The 18,707-nt window shown below is 64.2% G+C and carries 15 protein-coding genes; 7 read left to right on the forward strand and 8 right to left on the reverse strand.

Annotated elements, in window-relative coordinates; all coding sequences use genetic code 11:
* Positions 1 to 232: 232 nt before the first annotated feature.
* Positions 233 to 1,453 carry a DUF1559 family PulG-like putative transporter gene (locus SINAC_RS04120; protein WP_015244433.1) on the forward strand — a complete coding sequence of 407 codons (1,221 nt, stop codon included), beginning with the start codon at positions 233 to 235 and terminating at the stop codon, positions 1,451 to 1,453.
* 8 nt (positions 1,454 to 1,461) lie between these two features.
* Here the strand turns inward: SINAC_RS04120 and SINAC_RS04125 are convergent, their stop codons facing one another.
* From SINAC_RS04125 to SINAC_RS04160, 8 genes are all read right to left on the reverse strand, one after another.
* Positions 1,462 to 2,568 carry a WD40/YVTN/BNR-like repeat-containing protein gene (locus SINAC_RS04125; RefSeq protein WP_015244434.1) on the reverse strand — a complete coding sequence of 369 codons (1,107 nt, stop codon included), beginning with the start codon at positions 2,566 to 2,568 and terminating at the stop codon, positions 1,462 to 1,464.
* A gap of 169 nt (positions 2,569 to 2,737) precedes the next feature.
* Positions 2,738 to 3,433, reverse strand: coding sequence for a CAAX prenyl protease-related protein (locus SINAC_RS04130; RefSeq protein ID WP_015244435.1), 696 nt, complete (start codon positions 3,431 to 3,433; stop codon positions 2,738 to 2,740).
* A complete protein-coding gene (locus tag SINAC_RS04135) occupies positions 3,430 to 4,098 on the reverse strand; it encodes an HAD family hydrolase (RefSeq protein ID WP_015244436.1) in 669 nt (222 codons plus the stop codon). The genes SINAC_RS04130 and SINAC_RS04135 overlap by 4 nt, the downstream gene beginning before the upstream one ends.
* A 153-nt stretch (positions 4,099 to 4,251) precedes the next feature.
* Positions 4,252 to 5,562 (reverse strand): lactate racemase domain-containing protein, encoded by a 1,311-nt coding sequence (locus SINAC_RS04140; RefSeq protein WP_015244437.1) that lies wholly within the window; start codon positions 5,560 to 5,562, stop codon positions 4,252 to 4,254.
* Positions 5,563 to 5,740: 178 nt separating this feature from the next.
* Positions 5,741 to 6,538: a hypothetical protein gene (locus SINAC_RS04145; protein ID WP_015244438.1), complete on the reverse strand. Its 798-nt coding sequence runs from the start codon at positions 6,536 to 6,538 to the stop codon at positions 5,741 to 5,743.
* A 458-nt stretch (positions 6,539 to 6,996) separates the two neighbouring features.
* On the reverse strand, positions 6,997 to 7,314 hold the full coding sequence (locus SINAC_RS04150) for a hypothetical protein (RefSeq protein WP_015244439.1): 318 nt from the start codon (positions 7,312 to 7,314) through the stop codon (positions 6,997 to 6,999).
* 127 nt (positions 7,315 to 7,441) lie between these two features.
* A complete protein-coding gene (locus SINAC_RS04155) occupies positions 7,442 to 8,524 on the reverse strand; it encodes a DUF1559 domain-containing protein (protein ID WP_015244440.1) in 1,083 nt (360 codons plus the stop codon).
* Positions 8,525 to 8,830: 306 nt separating this feature from the next.
* Positions 8,831 to 9,733 carry a VTT domain-containing protein gene (locus SINAC_RS04160; RefSeq protein ID WP_020465908.1) on the reverse strand — a complete coding sequence of 301 codons (903 nt, stop codon included), beginning with the start codon at positions 9,731 to 9,733 and terminating at the stop codon, positions 8,831 to 8,833.
* Positions 9,734 to 10,045: 312 nt separating this feature from the next.
* Here SINAC_RS04160 and SINAC_RS04165 point away from each other — a divergent pair, with 312 nt between their 5' ends.
* The 6 genes from SINAC_RS04165 (at position 10,046) to hisG (ending at position 18,671) form a co-directional block, all read left to right on the forward strand.
* A complete protein-coding gene (locus tag SINAC_RS04165; protein ID WP_015244442.1) occupies positions 10,046 to 11,641 on the forward strand; it encodes a CARDB domain-containing protein in 1,596 nt (531 codons plus the stop codon).
* 318 nt (positions 11,642 to 11,959) lie between these two features.
* Entirely contained in the window at positions 11,960 to 12,739 is a 780-nt protein-coding gene (locus tag SINAC_RS04170) for an alpha/beta hydrolase (protein WP_015244443.1), read from the forward strand.
* Positions 12,740 to 13,322: 583 nt separating this feature from the next.
* Positions 13,323 to 14,396: a hypothetical protein gene (locus tag SINAC_RS04175; RefSeq protein WP_237722473.1), complete on the forward strand. Its 1,074-nt coding sequence runs from the start codon at positions 13,323 to 13,325 to the stop codon at positions 14,394 to 14,396.
* A gap of 320 nt (positions 14,397 to 14,716) precedes the next feature.
* Entirely contained in the window at positions 14,717 to 16,090 is a 1,374-nt protein-coding gene (gene hisS, locus SINAC_RS04180) for a histidine--tRNA ligase (protein WP_015244445.1), read from the forward strand.
* Positions 16,087 to 17,622, forward strand: coding sequence for a histidine--tRNA ligase (locus tag SINAC_RS04185; protein WP_015244446.1), 1,536 nt, complete (start codon positions 16,087 to 16,089; stop codon positions 17,620 to 17,622). The genes hisS and SINAC_RS04185 overlap by 4 nt, the downstream gene beginning before the upstream one ends.
* Positions 17,622 to 18,671 (forward strand): ATP phosphoribosyltransferase, encoded by a 1,050-nt coding sequence (gene hisG / locus SINAC_RS04190; RefSeq protein WP_015244447.1) that lies wholly within the window; start codon positions 17,622 to 17,624, stop codon positions 18,669 to 18,671. Before SINAC_RS04185 ends, hisG begins: the two co-directional genes overlap by 1 nt.
* Positions 18,672 to 18,707 lie beyond the last annotated feature (36 nt).

Raw genomic sequence — 18,707 nt, forward strand, 5'->3', positions numbered from 1 at the left:
CTCGTGTGCCTGTTCGTCAAATTCGTGATACGGGATCCCTCGATCCTGGCAATCCGCTGGATTGCAGGAGCGATTTGCGGGCTGCGGTCGTCCTCGAGATCAAGTGATCGCCGATTCGTATGAAGCACAAACATCTGCTGTTGGGGCTTGTGACTTGAATGACGATCGGGAGAGAATGGAGGGGCGTCCGGAGGGATCCTGGCTCAAGGGGCTTTTGCGTGGAGAGTGTGCCATGTCCTCTGAGGATCGACGTGGGATCAAGCTCTTTGATCTGGTGGTTACGATCTCCGTGATCTTCATTGTAGTAGGGGTGTTTCTTCCCTCGAGGAACAGCGTTAATGACGCCAGTCGACGTAAGCAATGCTGCAACAACATGCGCCAGCTTGGCCTGGCCATCGTGAATCTTTCCGCAACGAAGAATCATTTTCCCAACGCCGGAACGTTTCGTGATGATCCGGCTGCGCATGGCGGGGATCCGGCGATGTCGAAGCTCTACCTGTCGCTCATGGAGTCGGGGCAGCGGCCGGACGTCGCCGAATCCTGGCTCTACAACTGGGTGGTCGAAATTCTGCCCTATCTCGATCAGCAGGATCTCGCCAACGCTTGGGACAAGACCGTTCCCTACTGGTGGCCGACCGAGACCATTTCGGGTCAACCTTCCAATCTTATCGTTTCGAGTACATCTCTTGGTGTTCTCCGCTGTCCGGAGGATAGGACGGCCGTCTCAGGTCAGGGGAATCTGAGCTACGTGGTCAACGGCGGTTTCGTTCGCTGGCCCGCGATCCCGATCGGATGGGTGGGGAGTTCGATAGACGGACATTCGCGGAATGGCGAAGTCCTCCAGTGGACTCCGCCGGGCCATTCCTGGGAGGCGAGGCAGGCGGTTTGCAAAAAGCTGGGTGTGATGTTCATGGGCACGGAGGTAGGGGGCCAGCCTTGGGATATCAAGACGACCCCGGGCGACATCTCCGATGGGGCGAGCCAGACCTTGCTGATCGCCGAGAACACCCTGACCGGATATTCCGAGGGGAACCTCTATTCCAGCGGCCGAGCGACCAACTGGGCGTGTCCACTTCCGAATTTTGTAATGTTCCTCGGGTCGGATAATGTTTGTACGTCGACGCGTTCTCCCAATGATTGTCTTGGCGGTCAGTTGACGCCGGTTTCACCTCAGCATGATGGGTTTGGCTGGGCCCTGGCTAATCGCGCAGGAACCCATGAAAGTATCGGATACGGGAAAATATTTGCTGTTGAAGGCTCGTTTCCCTTCGTCAACGGCGGTCATTCCGGTGGGAGTAACTTTGTGTTTTGTGATGGCTCGGTCCGGTTCATCAGCGAAACGATCGATGGCTCGGTCTATGCCAAGCTCATCACGCCGGCCGGGGGGCGATTGCCGGGTTCGCTGACTCAGGGGCCGTTTGCCGGCGATTTTGGGGACGCCTCAAATCGTTGACGGCCCCGTCAGGCGACGGGGCAGAGTTTGCGGGCTGCGCGGATCTGTCGCGAGAGGGGCATCCAGAAGGCGCCGGCGTTGGGGGTGACCCAGAGCTCGCCCGAGGTCAGGGCCAGGACCACGTTATCGGGGGCGGCCGGATCGTGACGGAGGTCGGCGATCATGTCGTTCTCGAAGACGTCGGGGTTGCCGCGCCGGACGAGCGACCAGGCCTTGCCGCCGTCCTTGCTCTCGTAGAGGGAGAATGCGAGTCCGTCGAAGGGGCCGCTGGCGAAGTCGTGGGGGCCTCGAGGCGCGGCTCCGGCCAGGAGGACGTCGGGGGCGCCCGGCTTGACCTCGATGGTGCTCAGGTAGCGCGTCTGTTCCAGGCCCCCGCTCCGGTCCTCCCAGGTCTGGCCGGCGTCATTGCTGAACCAGCAGCCGTCGGAGGTGGCGACGTAGACGCTTCCCGGACGCTCGGGCACGGTTCGGATCGCGAAGACGTCGACCGGCAGGCCGGGGCACTGGTTCCATGAGGCCCCCAGGTCGGTACTCCGCCAGAGCCCTGCGCCTCGGACGGCAGCGTACCATATCGGTGATGTCCCTGCGCCCAGGGCCAGCGCCCGGATCACTCCGTGTTGCTTCGACTTGCCCGGGGAAGGGACACCCAGGCGGGTCCAGCCGGCGAGCTTGGCGATGGCTGGGTCGGTGCGGACGGCTCCTCGCTTGGGCGCGAGCAATCCGGTCGCCCCGGCGGCGAGTGATCGTGCGCGGCCGATCCAGGCGGGGGCGAAGCCTTGAACGGGCGCATTCGGATCGTGGTGAACGGGGATCGGCGCACCCACCAGGCGGCGAGCCAACCCCTGAGTTCGTGTCCCGAGCAGGATGAACGGTGAATCGCCCCAAGCGGCCAACGCGGTCGGGCTGCCGGCCCCTTCGGCCAGGGGAATCGTCCGCCAGTCCTGGCCGTTGTTCACACTCTCAAGCACATGCCCCGCGCGATCGAGGGCCACCAGGACTCCCGGTCCCGGTGAGGCCAGGTCCACAATCGAGCGGTTTTGCAGGCTATGAAAAACGGGCCAGGCTGCTCCCTCGAACCAGCGGTAGATACCGTTGTCAGTGCCGATGAGGATCATGAACCCAGGAGCCCCCTGCTCGTCAGTGTTTTCGGAATGTTCAGGAACAGGCCGGAAACCAACAACTTGAGTAGGACGGCCGGCCGAAGTTCGTGATGAAAGCCGAGTTACGATAACCTCATACGGACTCTCGGGCAAGACGATGGAGCGGTTCCCGCGGTTCGCTCGCTCACCAGTATTTCCAGTCTCCCGTGGCGATGACGTAGAGACCGAGTGCCAGGTTGGCCACGGCGTGGCTGACGACGCAGGCAGAGAGGTTCTTGGTCGCGTGAAGCAGCCAGGCCCAGGCCAGGCCGGTGAGTACGCCGGGCAGCCACTCGGGGTGAGCCAACCCGAAGCAGGCGGAGGTTACTGCTGCCGCCAAGGGTGTTACCCGCCCGACCGGCACTCGGTCGAAGTCGTTCTCGATGACCCATCGCATCAGGAACGACCGCCAGAACAGCTCCTCGATCAATGGGACCAGGACCACCAGGCCGAGCATCCGAACCGCGATGAAGCCCCACTTGGCGGCAGGCGAGAGCACTCCTGGGTCAAACGAGGTGCGCTTACCCAGAAAGGGCAGTTCGGGATAGTACCCGTCGAGCCCGACCCAGAGCGCGGCGATGGCCAGGCCCACGACGATTGCGAGGGCCAGGCTCTTGATCCCGGGGCGCGGGGCGAGGTCGCGCCAGGTCGATCGGCAGGCCCAGACCAGGGCGCTGACCGCCACGACTTTGACTGCGTAAAGGATGGGATACCAGGTCGGGTTTGGCCGCCCCGCAACGAGGGGGAGATAGCCTTCCAGCGTTGTGATCGCCAGAAAGCCGGCCATGGGGAGGACGTAGGGCATCACCGATTGCGGAGCGGAGGTGGGCTCATCAGTCATTGCACATGCTCATCTTCCAAGAGCGCCAGGACGGCGGGGTCGTCGAGTCGTGAAACGATCAAGGCGGCGGCGTGCAGGTTCTCGGCCGGGCTATGCTCGTGGGGGACGCCCACGGCGAAGGTGCCCGCTCCCTTGGCGGCTTGCAAGCCCGCTGCGCTGTCTTCCAGCACCAGAACCGAGGACGCGGGGATGCCGAACCGCTCCGCAGCCTTGCGGTAGATTTCGGGGTCGGGCTTGCCGTGTACTACGTCCTCGGCCGTGAGGAGGAACTGGAAGCGGTCGAGCAGGCCGTGGTTCTTCAGGAGCCGTTCGGCGTAGCTCCGCCGCGACGAGGTCGCCACGGCCAACGGCAGTTGCCGCGCGGCGAGGCGATCGAGCAGCACGAACAGGCCAGGCGTCGGATGCACGGCGACGTCGAGTTCGGCCATGAAGCGGGTTTTCGCCTCGGCCATCAGGTCCTCGACCGGCTCGTCCAGGCCCGCGAGCGTCTTGAACGCCTGGCCCGAGTCGACTGCGCGGCGGCCGATCATGGCCCGCATGATTTCCGAGGTCATCTGCTTGCCACGCTCGGCCAGCATCGCGCTGGCCACTCGGTGGAATAACGCCTCGGTATCGAACATCAGGCCGTCGAGGTCGAAGACGACGGCGCGGATCGAGGTTGCCATTGAGGACTGCTCCGGTCACGCACTGATCTGGTCCTTTGGCAGTCGGTTCAAGGCTACCAAAAAAGGTTCACTTGAATATTTTTCGAATCTATGGGCTTGCGCCCTTAGCGATAAACGGTTGTCCTTTTTGAGCTGAAGAATGCAAATATGAGCTTATTGGCTGCCATGATTTCGGCCGCTGGTGCGGCGGGCGCGGACACTCTCGGGGTAGAGCGTTTCTTGGTCCAAGGTTCCGCCAGCGTCGAAGGGAATGGGGGTAAAGGGGGTCTCGAAGCTCAGGCTTGCGTTGGACTCGACCTCATCGGTTAACGGGGCGGTCACGTAAAAGGAGGTCAGTTCCAGGGTGTTGGGGATGATGACCATGCGCGCTTCGGCCCGGTCGATCCGCCAGCAGGTGTCGAGGCAGGCGGCGAAGACGTCGCGGTCGGTGGGCAAGGCGAGCGGGACCCGGGCTCGGGTGAGGAAGTTGCTCGTCATGCTGTTGACCCGCATCGGCGTCGGGTCGAGCGCCTTGACCAGGCGGTCGGTGGTCAGGTCGGCCAGCCCGATTCCGAGGCCGTTGCCCCGCGTCTCCTCCGAGAGATCCAGGACGGCCAGGCGGGTGACGATGGGGCGCGGCAGGTCGGGCATCGTCTCGACCCGTTGCCGGCCGATCACGTTGGGGTCGAGGCCGGTCCCGCTGTAGTTCTTGCCCAACTCGCCGACGACCAAAACGTCGATCTGGTCGAACGGCAGGCGCGCCATCAGATCACGCGATTCGTCGAGGAGTTGGGGCTCGACCGCGAGTAGTTCCTCGGGTTCGACTGCGACGACGCGGGCCGTGTGTTCCTCGGCGTTTTCGAGCAGGGCCAGGCCGAGCGCGACGCGCGTCTGCGCCAGCAGGAACGAGCCGACTTCGGGGAGCATCCGCTTGAGGCCGGGGAGGCCGAGCTTGTGGACTTGCGCAGCCCCTTGCCGCTTGCCCAGGCCGATCGTCAGCATCTTGAGCAGGCCGCTCTCGTACCGGCCCGTGAATGACGTGTGCGGTTTGATTCGGTTCAGTAGAACGATGCCGTCGGCCTCGAACGCGTTCCGGTCAAAATGGATTGGCAGGCCGAAGCCATCCGTGCCGAGGATGACCGTGTCCATTTCGGAGCGGATCGGGCAGCCGAGCGATTTTTCGGTCACGCCGAACTCGGCGAGCAAGGCACGTTGGCCTTCGGCCGTTCCGCCGCCGTGGCTGCCCATTGCGGCGACGACGAAGGGTTGGAAGCCCAGGTCACGGAGCGTCGCGACCGCCGCGCGGGCGATCTGGTCGATGCCGGCGATCCCCCGGCTGCCGACGGTCAGGGCGACGGTCCCCCCTGGCGGGATTCGGTCGCTGATCCGGCTCGACCGGATGGCCAGGGCGATGGCGGCGGGGACGTCGGCGACCCTGGGCTGACGGACAGCCTGGCGGACCCTGGCGATCGGAGGAAGGCTCATCGGTGCAAGCTCATCATGATGGTGAGTTCGAGGAGAGTGGCGGTGCCGAGACCGATTCTCCCCTGATTTTAACGCGAGCAAATGCGCACGCCAAAGCCCCTCGAGGCGGCGAGGGGCTTCCGGCGAACAGTTGCGGTCGGATTCGGCCCCCACCCGTAAGGGCCGATTTCGATCGACTTCAGGCGAGGGGGGCGCGATTTTTTCGGATGCGGCGAGCCAGGGCGACGGCTCCTGCCATGCCGGCCCAGGCGAGGACCGTGGACGGCTCAGGAATCGGGATCGGCTGGATCGTGCCGCCGGTGGCCGCGTAGGCCGAGGTCAGTTGCGACTGCGGATCGATCGGGTTCGAGCCGAGGATCCCGACGAACTTCTGCGTGAACGGCTGGTCGGACAGGACGACGAAGGTGGCGCTCTTGGCACCGGCCTGAAGCGCGGGTGTGCCCTGGGCCGTATCGAAGTAGGTGGCCAGCAGCGAGCCACTGGTCGTCTTCGGCAGCCAGTTCAACTGCGAAGGCGAAAGGATTCCCTGACCGGCGGCCGCCACCGGGGCACCGATGCCGCCGACTGCGCCGTCCTTGATCGCGTAGGCGTACTTGGTCGAGCCGGTGTTGGTGAAATCCGTTCCGACCGGGGTCGCGTTGAACTTCCAGGACGTCCCTCGGAGGTCGACCGGCGTGTTGTCCGAGTCGCTGACGTTGTTCAGGGCATACTGATAGGCGTAGGCAAAGAGTCCCTCGGCCACACCCGTTCCCTTGAACACCTGTGAGTTCACCGTGCCCGACACGGGAGCGTCGGCGTACTTGAACGACGAGGACAGCACCGGGGCGTCATCGATCGGAGTGAACAGACTGTTGAACTGGGCCGCCGACATGTCGGCCATGCTGAGCGACTGGATGGCGTCGGCGTGGACGGACGAGGCGGCCAGGCTCAAGGCCAGGCCGGTCGCCAGGGCGACGGAGTACATGAGCTTGTTCATTGCGTTACGATCTTCCAGGGTTGATCAGGAGGGTTCGCCGGACGAACCCAATTCGTGCGAGTTGGTCCATTAACTCGCCGGCCGGAGAACGTCTCCGGGCGGGCCCCGCGTGCTGCGTTACGACAGCGCACCGAGCACGGCCAAGATCGGTAAGCCAACCCCCCCGGGGCCGACCGACTGATCTCGGAGCCTTATTCCCTGTCCTGATCGAGTCCTGGTTCCGGCGACCGTCTTGCTTGGCCTTGGCGTCGCAGTCGGTCGCTAAGCGGGTCGATCAGTCGCGCTGGCGGACGCTTGGGAAATCGGCTCGAATTGTGAGCACCACCGGGATTGAGACACCAGTCTCCTCCCGAGGCGGCGTGAGGGTATCAGCCCTCTTCAAAACGGTCAACACGACTTTTCCAAACATTCCCCTGCGTGTGTGGGCTCCACCGATGGCCCCTTGCTTTTCCGGGGATTTATCGTTTCTGACCTCTCATAAAGTCTCCCAAACGGCTCTGGGCAACTTCCCATTCTCCCTCTTTTGCCTTAACGATGATGGCCCCCAAAGCGCTGCCGGCTGCTTCGGAAAGCGTTCCCTTCGTTTGAAGGCCACGGAGTTCCTCGTCGCACTGGCTGAGGAGCTTCGGATCGCGCAGCGAGACCGCCGTGTAGAGGGCATCGACGGCCTTGAATGAGGTCCGGTCTTCGCCGATCTGGGGTGGCCGACCGCAGCCGATGCAGGCCAACACCAACAAGGAGGCAAGCCGTCGAACAAGGGGTGAGCGGTTCATCATCGCGGGGTTCCGAATCAAAACAAAAGCAAAAAGGAGTGGCACGAACGACGCAATGGTTTTCAACGGGTTGTTTGGGAGGGGGCGGGTTAACTTCCCGAGGTGGTTCCCGCCCGTTCCGACGCGACGATCAGTAGTCGCCGCTGAATACTTCGCCGCCGTTCCGGGTGGAGAGGCCGACCCAGGTTCTCGGATAGATCGTCTCCTTGGCGAATCGGACCGAGCCGTCGCCCATCAGGACGTTGCAGCCGCCGACGTGGTCGGCGTACATCTCGTCGGTATGGCCGAACGGGTGGTTCGGGGCGTGGATGACCACTTGCGGGTGGTCGTGGACGTCGGGTCCGCTGTGGGCCCCGACGAGGTCGCCGCCGCTATTCGGATCCGACGGCCAGCCTGGCTTGGGGGGAACGCAGGCGAACGGAACGACCCCTACCCAGGTGGCGTCCGCCAGTCGCGATGTCCGCTCACCGAGGAAAATGGTGTTGGACAGGCCGTCCGACACTGAGGCGACCCGCGTCCTCGAATTGCGGTAGAAGGGACCGTCGATGGCCGCCCCGGCGGTCCCTGGGACCGGCTCGACGATGTCGAAATCCGAGGAGTAGTCCGGGCTGCGTCCCCAAGGTTGGTTGATCCCGGCGTTGGTGACGTAGTGGCTGTGGGCGAATGTGATCGTCGGTGAGAACGGACCCGCGTCGTCCGGGGCCTGTGCGTCGCCGTTGGAGTATTTGTGCAGCGCGAATCCGTCACTCGGCCCGGCGGAGGAGGGGCAAATGAACGCGGCCACCTTGGTGCGGGCCGACGTGCTGTTGTCCGGCGCCCAGCACGGCAGGTTCGTATTGAAGCTGGAGTAGAGGGGCGATTGCTCCATGTACGGCAGGATCAGGGTCCCCCAGGCAAAGCCCGGAAGCGTGTTGACGTTCCCATCCGGATAGCTCACCCCAAACGCCGACCCGACCGCCTTGGGATCCCCGACGTAGGCGGGCGGAAAAACCCCCAGCGCTGACTCGTAGTTCTGCAAGGCCAGTCCCATCTGCTTCAGGTTGTTGATGCACTGCGCCCGCCGCGCTGCCTCCCGCGCGGCCTGGACGGCGGGCAGCAGCAAAGCAATCAAGACGGCGATGATCGCGATCACCACCAACAGCTCAATTAAGGTGAAACCACGACGTTTTCCCGTCGCCGACTCACCGTCCTCACTTCGGTTTTGGTTCGACATAATGAGATTTCCTTGCTCATAAATGGTGGTAGTCGATTTTCCGAAAATGCAACTCAATGGGATCGTAATTGAATTTTTGCGATTTGCAATACATGTTTTTGGTCAGCCAAAATATTGTGTGAGAAAGGGGGCGACCTCGAGCGGATTTACCGCGTGCCGCTCAGTCAAAGGAGTGGTTGTGGGGGCCGTCAGCGGACCCTGGTTTTCTGGTCTTGGCATTGGGGATCGAGGGCGGACCTCAGCCACCCATCGATCAATGGGGCACTCAAAGGGGACCGCTATTTCTTTAGGAGAGGGGAATCTGGTTTATCGAGGATGGGATTCGAGCGACCGGGAGCGGTTCGGGTCGACGGGGTGGGAGATCTCTTGGTCTTGGGGATGGGGGGCTGGCTCAAGGTTCGGTTGAGTGGCGATGACGATCGGTTCGGCGGGGTCGGGGATGGCGGCGGAAGGCAGTGTTTTCGGGGGCGTTTCCTGGGCGACGGGCGGGGAGGCGACCACGATTTCGGGAGTGGGGATTGGCGCGAGGGGGCCGACGGGGGTGTCCGATGTTTTCGGGGGGGCGTGGAGGTCGTCGAGGGGGAGAGGGGCGTCGTCCGCGACGAGGACGGGAGGACCGACGCGCAGCCCGGCCCGGAGCCGTCCTTTGTGGAACCGGTGGAGTAACCAGAAGGCCAGCACCAGTGCCACGATCGCCATCAGCCAGTGTTTCAACTGGTCGAAACTGCCTTCGATCTGGTGAGCGAAGACGTAGCCCAGCCCGAACATCAGGAGGGTGCTCAGGGAGGCCGCCAGCACGTCGGTCAGGAACAGTTTCAGGACCGGAAGCTGGAGAATGCCGGCTGTGAGATAGGCGGCGGTCCGAAACCCAACGGCGAACCGGCCGAGGATCAGGATTTTGAAGCCGTGGCGATGGAAGTAACCCTTGATCTGGGTCTCACGCTCCAACGTCAGGAGCTTGCGGGTCATCGGCAGGCTGAGGACTTTGTCCCCGTAGTAGTAGCCGATGAAATAGACGATGAAATCGCCGAGCAGGACGCCGACGAAGCACGCCGTGAGGGCGAACGGCCACCACATCCGCTGGCTCTTGGAGAGGACCGCGGCCAGGATGATCGGCGCTTCCTCGGGGACCGGAAGCCCCAGGCCGCCTAGTACGAGCAGTAACGCGATTCCCAAGTATCCGAGTTTTGCGATCAGTGCTTCCGTCAATCGCCGCTCCCTGCCGCACGTTCGCACGCGTGCCTCGCTCAACCCCATCGAAAGAAGTGGTATCATAACGCCTTCCGGTCGTCGAGAGGCGCACCCATCGCCTCACTCGTTCTCGATTCCTGCCGGCTCGGGATTGGTTCGAGTCCGTCTTGACCGGATTGCCGTTGGCGGATAGCCTCCGCGCAGAGTCCCAAGGAAGGGCTGTTGCCGACCCCATCGCCGACGCACCCAAATCAGGACCGGGCGCCCGTTCGACTCGGGGCGTCCTCTTGTCGATTGCCGAGCCGTCTTCTCAAGGAGGAGAAGCCCCAAATGTTGTCGAACAACCGCCGGGCTGCCGCCCGCCGCCGCGCCTGGGGGCGTGGTCCGATCATACTCCGCTTCGAACCGCTCGAGGGCCGGCAACTGCTCGCGGCGAATCCCTTGCCCGACCTGGTGGGTGCCGCGTTGGATACCTCGGCGCACACGCTCGACTGGGGCGACAAGTTCCACGCGACCGGGGTCATCAAGAACCAGGGCAATGGTGCCCAGACCGGTCAGATCCCGCTGGCGATCTACGCGTCGACGACCCCGGTTCCCGGTCCGGGCTCGGTCCTGCTCGGGACGACGACCGTTCCCGGCGACCTCAATCCCGGTGCGATCACGAACTTTGATCAGATCGTCAGCCTGCCCCCGACCGCGATCCCGGGTTTTTCAGGGCAGCCGATCTACATCACCTCGCGGATCGATCCCCAAAATACCATCCCCGAGAGCAACGATAACAACAACTTCGCGGTCGGCCAGGGTTTCGACACGGTCAAGGTCACGATCGCCCAGAAGGTGCCTTCGAGCCTGATCGGCTCGTCGCTCGGGGTCTACCCCGACCAGGCGGCCTGGGGGCAACAGGTCAGCGTGACCGCGCAGATCCGCAACAACGCCGCGGGCGATGCGCCTCCCACCCGTGCTCAGGTCATCCTGACACCGACGACCGTGAATCCAGGCAATGGGTCGGACGTAACGATCGGCTACCTCGACGTTCCCGCCATCCCAGCCTATCAGACGGTCAATGTGGTGGGGACGATCACCCTGCCGGCCGCTCCTGTCACGGCCATGGCGGGCAATACGCAGTTCTATCTGTCGGTGCTCCAGGACGCCGACTTCATCACCAACCCGCTCTTCCCCCATGTCCCCACCCAGGGGCTCGGGTACGACGTCACGCAGATCGGCATCACGGGTGGGCCGACCGCCGCGGAACTGGCCAAGCTTCCCAAGGCCGACCTCGCCGCGTCGGGCGTCGTTGCGCCGTCGCAGCCGATCGCCTGGGGTCAGAATTTCCAGGTCACGACCACGGTCCAGAACCTCGGGCGGGCCGACGCCGGACCGTTCCACGTCAAATTCGTTCTGACGGGAGCCAACGGATCGCTCGACCATGCCATCTACCTGGGCGATGCGGCGATCGACGGCCTGAAGTCCGGCTATAATCAACAGATCATCCAGACGCTCAACCTGCCGAACCGGCTTCCCAGCGGGCTCACCCTCAACAGCGTTGGGGTCGGGAAGATCGCGGTCCTGATCGACCAGGATTATGCGGTTGACGAGGCCTTGAAGTCGAATAACGTCTCCCTGTCGAATCCGGTGACTTTGCGGGTTCTGGGGACAGATGGCAGGAGCACGGTACCGACCACTCCCACCGGGACGAGCTTGGGCCAACCGCAGACCGCGGGAACCCTCACGAACGGGAAACCGCTCACCAAGGCGCAGGCCAGAGTTCAGGCTCGGATGCAGGCGCGAGCCCAGGCCAGGGCCGAGGGCAAGCTCCATCGCCGCCCTCCTGTCCCGCAGAACAAATCCCTGGTCGATAAAATCGAGCACAACCTCAAAGTCTTCCCAGGCAAAGTCAAGGACTTCGTGAAGGATCTTTTCGACTGATGATCGGTCGAAGACATGCCGTTTTGCCAACCCTTCTCGCGGGAGGTTTCGACTCTCCCGCGATGCCTTTTGGGAACATCGGCTTCACGCGTAACCGTTAGAATCCGGGCAGGTTCTGGCAGCTTGCCCAGTTTCGGGCTCTCTGAAAAAAAACTTGAGACAAAATCCAAATTAACTGCGGGATTTATTGAAGAGCGGCAATTCGCTGGCTATGCTTGGGCAGACCGAACGGGTCTTCTGCCATCGAGATGAGCCGCACCGGTCGATTGACGGGATGGACGCCATCTTGCCTGCTTGCCACCGAGGAGCACCTCGACGATGTCCAGCGACCGGTTGAACGCCCCCTTCCACGAGACGACGACCGGGACGGGATCGCTCGAGGAAGCGCGTTTCGTTCCCCAGCGTTATGAGCCCAACTATCCCTATCCTCTGCTTGTGCTTCTCCATGCCCGGGGGGGGGACGAGCAGCAGATGGTGCGGTCGATGCCGGCGCTGAGCTGGCGAAACTATGTGGGGCTGAGCTTGCGGGGGCCTGAGCCGGCGATCAAGCGAGGACGTGCGGACGGATTTAGCTGGGGCGCGGAGTTTGCCCGCCCCGATCGTCGCGTGCCGCGTCCCTTTGCCTCGCTCTCGGAAGCAGACATCGTTCGCCAACGACTGATCGAGGGCGCTCCCGACGCGATCGATTCGCTGGAAGACGGCCTGTTTTCGTCGATCCGTCAGACCCGTCGTGCCTTGCACGTTCACTCCGAGCGCATCTTTCTGGTGGGTTGCGGAGAAGGGGCGGCCGTCGCCTATCGGATCGCCTTGAGCTACCCCGAGCGGTTCGCGGGTGTGGTGGCGATCAACGGCTGGCTCCCGGGTGGCTTCCGCCCCTTGGCTCGGCTCAAGGCCTGTCGTGACCTGCGGATCTTGGTGGTCCATGGTGAATGGAACGCCCGGGTTCCGGTCCAGTCCGCCCGCCGCGATGTCCGCGTCCTCCGCGCGGGGGGGCTCCGGGTTGCATTCCAGTCCTACCCCTGTGCCCACCGTCTGACCTCGCCGATGCTTGCGGACGTGGATACCTGGCTCATCAATCACTGCACCAACGAAGAGTGAGCCTCCGCTTCGCATTCTGCGGGCCGCCGCACGACTTCACTTGTCGGGTCGTTGCGGCCCACTCCGCATGTTCGTCGCCGAGAGACTCGCTGATCGCTCGCCCCCCTGCCCTTCTGAGGCGGGCGCTGGTGGGCTATTGCCCACCCCGCACGACCTTCGCTTTCTTTTGCGAAGCGTTCTGCTTCGTCAAACTCATTCTCGTTATCCCCCTTTTTGGCGTTGACTTGATACAATTCACGTCATTCCTAAGGGAAGGACGACCAGTCCGTTCTTCTCTTATGTAAGCGGGGCGTCGATATGCCCTCTTCATCTCACGACAGATCACTCTCGTAAGGGATGATGTTGTTGAATCCAGCTTGCGTGGTCGGTGCGCGATCATGTCTTGACTGTCGCGGAGTCACCTGGGATGGGCGGGGGCGGATCGTTTGCCTGTCCGGAGTGTGGTAACGAGCTGAAGTTGAAGGGGACCACGGCGGGCCGCCAGTTGCGTTGCGGCTGGTGTGAAACGTGGGTGGAGGTTCCTTTCCTACCTCGAGCGGTGGTACGTCGCGCGCGGTTTTCCCGAGGACGGCGGCCCAAGTGGGTGACCTGGGCGTGGGGGGGCGTGGCGGTCGTGACCCTCTTGTTGGTGGTGGCCGGGACCCGAGGGATCCTCCGGGCCCGGAGCCGTCAACGAGTTGAGGGGAGGCTGACGGCACTCGTCGCCGAGGCGGAGGCCGAGGAGAATGCCGCGCGATTCGACGCGGCGGTCAAAGCGATCCAAGACGCGATCGCCGAGGCGGCTCGACTCGATTCGCTTCGCCCTGCTCGGTTGGAAGAACTCCAACGCCTCAGGGACAAATTCGTGCGACGGGCGGCGGTGGCTCAGCTCGAGTCGGCGGCCAAGGCCGCGCCGGCGGCGGCGATCGCTACCTATAAGGCCTTGCTGGCGCGAACTTGGCGTGATGGGTCGCTCGAAGGCCTTGAGGGGACGCTTCGCGAGCGGCTTGAACGGACCCGGCGGCAGTGGGCCGAGGCCGATCTGGCCGCCGCGAGACAGGCCGTGGGTGCGGGGCAGCCCAATGAGGCCATCGACCTTTGCGATCGCCTGGTCAAAACGGCCGAGGAACTCGCCCCGGCCGTTCAGAGTCAACTTCAAAATGATGCGCACGCGATCGTGGTTGCGCTGATCGACCAGCGCGGCGTGATCTTCGACCCGCCGCAGGGGCAATTTACCCTCGGAACGCCCCAATCCTATCAGACCACGCTGCAACCTGTGTTGAGTCCCCTCCTACGGCAACATGGCTATGTGACGGACCGGCCTTCGTCGTCTTGGAATTCGCTTTGGAAGACAAGGGCCCCCTACCACGTCGCGGTCGAGGTGGTGGAACGGCAAAATGGGTCCTACCTCAACACGGGGAGCCAACTCAGTAGCCTGTCGCTCCGACTGATGCTGAACCGGGAAGGCTCGTCGATCTGGCAAGTGGGCCCGCTCCTGGCGCAGACGCAGCCCTCGATCCCCAGCCTGTCCGCGTTTACGGCGAGCCGGTTTGCGACCGACGCACGCCGACGCCGCGAATTCGAGCGTGTGCTTTATGATGATGCCCAGGCCACGCTCATGGTGAAGGTTCAATCCAGTCTCCGCAACCTCCCCGACGTTCGCGTCTCGAAGCCGTAGGTCGTAGGGGGATCCGGTAACCCGTGGTTTGAGTCCAGCCCTGGGACCACGGGCGGCCCGCCGTCCCAGGAAAAGTGATTTCCGATCGCCTTGAAGTGGCGGAATGAACGGGGTTCGTGGACTTTCCCGAAGTTTCGCTGGCCGACTGCTGTTTGCCGTATCTTGTCTTCGGGGGAACGGTTTGCTACGATCGGACCGGTCGTGGACATCTTCCTCCGGGGCAGGCGGCGTCGCCGCGCGACGCACCAGGAGGGAGTGTTTCTGGGCCTCCTCGACCTACGCTACGTATCGGCCTCGCCTTTCGGAAGGATACGCCTGCCATGATCGATCCCCGCGTCGCCAGCGGGCTGCGGGATATCCCCCCTTCGGTGATGATTCCGCGCGAGCGGATGCTCGCCAGCTTCCGCAAGACCTTCGCCTCCTTCGGGTATCTGCCGATCGAGACCCCGCACATCGAGCGGATGGAAGTCTTGACGGGCAAAGGGGCAGGATCGGACGAGGTCCTCCGCCAGATCTTCGACGTCACCAATAAAGGGGGCACCCCGGGCGAGCTCGCCTTGCGGTTCGACCTGACGGTGCCGCTGGCCCGGTTTGTGGCCAAGCACGTCAATGAGTTGGGCGTCCCGTTCAAGCGGTATGCAATCGGCTCGGTTTTCCGTGGCGAGCGGCCTGCCAAGGGGCGATTCCGCGAGTTCATGCAGTGTGACTTCGACACTGTCGGGACCGAAAGTGCCTTGGCCGATGCCGAGACGGCCCAGGTCATCCACGACGCCCTGGCGTCAGCCGGGGTCGCCGAGTTCACGATCACGCTGAACAACCGCAAGATCCTCGACGGCATGCTCGACACGCTCGGTTTGGCCGACCGCACCGGTTCGGTGCTCCGAGCCCTCGACAAGCTCGCCAAGATCGGCCGCGAGAAGGTGGCCGACGAACTGCGGAAGGGCGATGCGGAGTCGACCGAACGTGGCGCCGGTCTTTCGGAAGACCAGGCCAATCGGGTCCTCGACTTTGTCGAGCAAGGGCGGGGTGGGGCCGAGGTCTTGACCCAGGCTGAAGAAACCTTGGGGGCTCATCCCAGGGCGGCCGACGGGATCAAGAATCTTCGTGAGGTCCTCAGCTTGCTCGAGGCCGCCGGTGTTCCTTCCCGACGTGTGAGGATCGACCTCGGTCTGGCTCGTGGGCTCGACTATTACACGGGGGTCGTCTTCGAGACGACGGTGAATGGTTGGGAACGGTTCGGGAGCATTGCCTCGGGGGGCCGGTACGACAACCTCGCGAGCCTGTTCACCGAGCGCCGACTGCCGGGTGTGGGGGCGTCGATCGGGCTCGACCGGCTCCTGGCCTTGATGGAAGAGGCAGGGTGGCTGAAGGGGGCCTTGACCACGGTGCCGATCCTGATCGCGAATTTTCCAGGCGTCGATCCTGTGACTCCCGTCGCGCTTGCGGCTCGCTTGCGGGCTGCGGGCCTGGGGGCCGAAGTCTTCCCCGAGCCACTTCAGGTCGGGAAGCAGATGGGTTATGGCTCGGCCCGAGGTCACAAGCTGGCGGTGATTGTCGGACCCGATGAACGGGCCTCCGAAGTCTTCAACTTGCGGAACCTCGCCACGCGCCAAGAGCAGAAGGGGATCCCTCAGGCCGACCTCGAGACGGCGATCGCTGAGGCATTGAAGGCCATTGAGGGGACGTCGTCATGAGCCGTGAACCCTCTTCGATCGCTCCCGTCGCGGAGCGTCCCATTGACACGGTCCGGGGCACGCGCGACTGGCTGCCCGGCGAACAGGCCCGGCTCGCCGCACTCGAGAGCTTGCTGCTCGACCGGTTCGCCCGGGCCGGTTACGAGCCGCTGAAGACCCCTGTGCTGGAATTCACCGAGCTCCATGAGCGAAAAAGCGGCGCCGGGATTGTGGCGAAGCTGTTCGAACTCTCGGGCACCGGGCAGCCCGGCGTCTGTCTCCGCCCCGAGCTGACGGCCGGGATCGTGCGTGCCTATACGGCTGCGGCGGAGCCCCCTCCCCTCCCCTGGCGAGTCAGCCACTCCGGCCCCGTCTTCCGCTACGAGACGCCCCGTCCCGGTCGCCTCCGCGAGTTCCAGCAGGTGGGGGTCGAGAAGCTGGGAGACTCGGGACCCGTGGCCGATGGCGAGGTCATCTGGCTGGCCGACTGGGCCCTGGCCCAGGCGGGGGTCGAAGGGGCGACGATCCGCCTCGGTCACGTTGGCCTGATCCTCGAGATGCTCGAGCGATCGGGGCTGCCGGTCCCGCTGGCGTCGGCCTTGATCGAGATGCTCAGCGAGGCGGCCTCCGACGGCCGCGACGTTCGAGCCCTGGAGCGGGGCCTGGAGCAGCTCTCAGGCTGGCTGCAGACCGCTGAGGCGGTCGAGATTCCCAACGCGGTCGAACGGGCTGACGACGTCGGTATCGACCGTCTGTTCCGCACCCTCGTCCCGGTGGTCACCGGCCGGCGGTCGGGGCACGAGATCGTCCACCGGCTCCGCCGCAAGTGGGACCTCAGCCACGGCCTGCTCAGCGCCCTGGAGCGGGTTCGGGCGCAGGTCCACGACCTTGCCGAATTGAAGGGGCACCCCGACGTCGTCCTCGCTCGCCTGGCGCGCGACTATGAGTCGAGTGCCCCCGAGTCGGTCGCGGCCTTGCGGACCTTGGTCCGCACGCTCAGCGACTACGGCGTCGGGCTCGACCGCGTCGAGCTCGACCTCGGCTTCGGCCGGGGCATTGGCTTCTACTCCCAGATGATCTTCGAGCTCCTCGTGCCCACGCCCGAGGGGAAAGTCGAAGTCTGTGGAGGGGGCCGGTACGACGGCCTGGCCCGCGTGCTGGGCAGTGATCGTGACGACCGAGGGGTTGGGTTTGCCTTCGGCCTGGAACGGCTGGCGCAAGTCCTCGATGCCCAGGGACGCACCTCCTCGGCACTCGCGCCGAGCGGGTTCCTGGTCGTCGCCACCACGACCGCGGCACACCAAGCCGGAGTTCAGCTCGCGACCCGGCTCCGTAACGAGCAAGCCCGCGCTGTCTTGTCGATCGACCGTGGACTTGACGAGGCGATCGCACTGGCGAAGTCGCTCGGCCTGGCATCGGTCGTCGTCGTGACCGGTTCGCTTGATGCGCCGAATGGGATCACTGTGCACGACCTGGCGAACTCGACCCGGGCTGCGAGTTCCGTTTCCGATCTCGTCCGTTTGGCCCGCGCCGAGGCCGAGGGCCGCCGCTGATGACCACGCCGACCATTGACCCGATTCGCCTGGCCGTACCCTCCAAGGGGCACCTGTACGAGGGGGTCGTCGAGATCCTCAAAACGGCCGGCTACAAGGTCCGACGCGCCAGTGACCGTCAATATGAGGCGACGATCGCGGGCCACCCGCGGTTCCACGTCGTCTTTATGCGACCGACCGATATCGTGACCCAGGTCGAAGAGGGCCGCTGCCACCTGGGGGTGACCGGCATGGACCTCTTCGCCGAACGCGCGGCCGAGTCCGCGCGGACCACCGTGGTCGTGCCCGACCTCGGCTACGGCGGCTGCCGCCTGGTCGTCGCCGTTCCCGAGAGCTGGATCGACGTTTCGCACATCATTGATCTTGTGGATTTGACCGCTGAGTTCAAGGCGAGCGGCAAGACCTTCCGGGTCTCGACCAAGTACTCAGCCTTGACCCAGGCTTACTTCCGCAAGTGGGGCATCTATTACTACCAGTTGATCGACTCCGACGGAGCGCTGGAGCTGCACCCGAGCCTCGGGATCGCCGACGTGATCGTCGACCTGACCAGTTCGGGGACGACGCTGAAGGACAATCGCCTCCGTGAGATCGAAGGGGGGACCGTCCTCGACTCGGCCTCGTGCCTGATCGGCCATGCTCCCGGCCTGGCCGCGCTGGCTGCTGAAGGCGAGACCGGGCCGCTCGCCCTTCTGCTCGACGCGATGGACGGTGTTCGCGCCTCGGAAGGCTGGCTCCACCTTGAAGTGGTGGGCAGCCCTGCCGCTCCCGGCCCCGAGACCGCCGCGATGGTGGCTGCCTACCTGCGCGACCAAGGGGCCCAGCACATTGCCCGTGGCGAGGTCTGGGACGACCAGAGTGCCCCAGGCTGGCGCGTCACGGCCCTGGTGGCCGCCAAGCGGCTGACCGCATGTCAGCGCCGGCTCTTTGAGCTTGGTGCCAACCGCGTTGTGGGCCTCCCCACCCGGTTCGTCTTTGATCGCGACGGGCACTCCACGTTCGATAGCCTCAAGGCGAGGCTCTCGGAACTTGGCGAGCGCGCCAGCGGCTGACAGTCCGAAAGAGTCATCTCCGCATTTTGCAACCCC

Origin of the sequence: Singulisphaera acidiphila DSM 18658, assembly GCF_000242455.2 — a bacterium.
GTDB lineage: Bacteria > Planctomycetota > Planctomycetia > Isosphaerales > Isosphaeraceae > Singulisphaera > Singulisphaera acidiphila.

Coding starts and splice junctions, on each gene's coding strand:
- SINAC_RS04120 (WP_015244433.1), top strand. CDS start 233: ATGTCCTCTGAGGATCGACGTGGGATCAAGCTCTTTGATCTGGTGGTT.
- SINAC_RS04125 (WP_015244434.1), bottom strand. CDS start 2,568: ATGATCCTCATCGGCACTGACAACGGTATCTACCGCTGGTTCGAGGGA.
- SINAC_RS04130 (WP_015244435.1), bottom strand. CDS start 3,433: ATGACTGATGAGCCCACCTCCGCTCCGCAATCGGTGATGCCCTACGTC.
- SINAC_RS04135 (WP_015244436.1), bottom strand. CDS start 4,098: ATGGCAACCTCGATCCGCGCCGTCGTCTTCGACCTCGACGGCCTGATG.
- SINAC_RS04140 (WP_015244437.1), bottom strand. CDS start 5,562: ATGAGCCTTCCTCCGATCGCCAGGGTCCGCCAGGCTGTCCGTCAGCCC.
- SINAC_RS04145 (WP_015244438.1), bottom strand. CDS start 6,538: ATGAACAAGCTCATGTACTCCGTCGCCCTGGCGACCGGCCTGGCCTTG.
- SINAC_RS04150 (WP_015244439.1), bottom strand. CDS start 7,314: ATGATGAACCGCTCACCCCTTGTTCGACGGCTTGCCTCCTTGTTGGTG.
- SINAC_RS04155 (WP_015244440.1), bottom strand. CDS start 8,524: ATGTCGAACCAAAACCGAAGTGAGGACGGTGAGTCGGCGACGGGAAAA.
- SINAC_RS04165 (WP_015244442.1), top strand. CDS start 10,046: ATGTTGTCGAACAACCGCCGGGCTGCCGCCCGCCGCCGCGCCTGGGGG.
- SINAC_RS04170 (WP_015244443.1), top strand. CDS start 11,960: ATGTCCAGCGACCGGTTGAACGCCCCCTTCCACGAGACGACGACCGGG.
- hisS (WP_015244445.1), top strand. CDS start 14,717: ATGATCGATCCCCGCGTCGCCAGCGGGCTGCGGGATATCCCCCCTTCG.
- SINAC_RS04185 (WP_015244446.1), top strand. CDS start 16,087: ATGAGCCGTGAACCCTCTTCGATCGCTCCCGTCGCGGAGCGTCCCATT.
- hisG (WP_015244447.1), top strand. CDS start 17,622: ATGACCACGCCGACCATTGACCCGATTCGCCTGGCCGTACCCTCCAAG.